Source organism: Candidatus Pseudoscillospira sp. SGI.172, from assembly GCF_050313575.1.
GTDB lineage: Bacteria > Bacillota > Clostridia > Oscillospirales > Oscillospiraceae > Vermiculatibacterium.
The window spans coordinates 1-590 of sequence record NZ_JBNPLQ010000090.1; the positions used below are offsets into that span (position 1 = coordinate 1).

Here is a 590-nt window from a genome sequence, read left to right on the forward strand (position 1 = left end):
AAAGCTGGTCATCAGCGGCCCGATTTTCCGTTAAAACAGAAGAAAAGTTCTAGAAATTTAATATTTGATATGCTATAATGTGAGGCGGTGCTTCTGAAATCAGGGGCCCCGCCTCATATTTTATTTGTTGTTCTGAAGAACATTAAAGGGTTGAGAAGAGAATGCAACTGTATGGCTGTATCAATTATCTGCTGACTGTGGCCCAGCATGAAGTTTTTCAAATCTTTTCCGAGGGGCTGTCTCCTTTTAACATAACCCCGGGCCAGTACGGAGTCCTCCGGTGCCTTTGGGAGGGCTGCGCCTGCACCCCAAAAGAAATTTCCCAGGTCCTCCGGTTGGAAAACTCTACGATTTCCGGCGTTTTGGACCGCATGGAGAAAAAGGGGCTGATCCAGCGCGAGCTGGACTCCAATGACCGGAGAAGCATTCGGGTGGTGCTTACCCCCGAAGGCGCCTCCATCAAAGACGGGGTGCTGGAGGTCATTGACGACCTCAACCGGAAGGTGCTGGACGGGCTGAGCCCGGAACAGCGCGCCATGTTTATCGACAGCCTGAGGCACATAGGAAATGTAGAGCTGGAAGCGGAATGA

The 590-nt window shown here is 51.0% G+C and carries 1 protein-coding gene; it reads left to right on the forward strand.

The genetic code is table 11. The annotated features are described in order from the left end of the window. Positions 1-161 precede the first annotated feature (161 nt). On the forward strand, positions 162-590 hold the full coding sequence (locus ACQRD3_RS13575; protein ID WP_080907500.1) for a MarR family transcriptional regulator: 429 nt from the start codon (positions 162-164) through the stop codon (positions 588-590).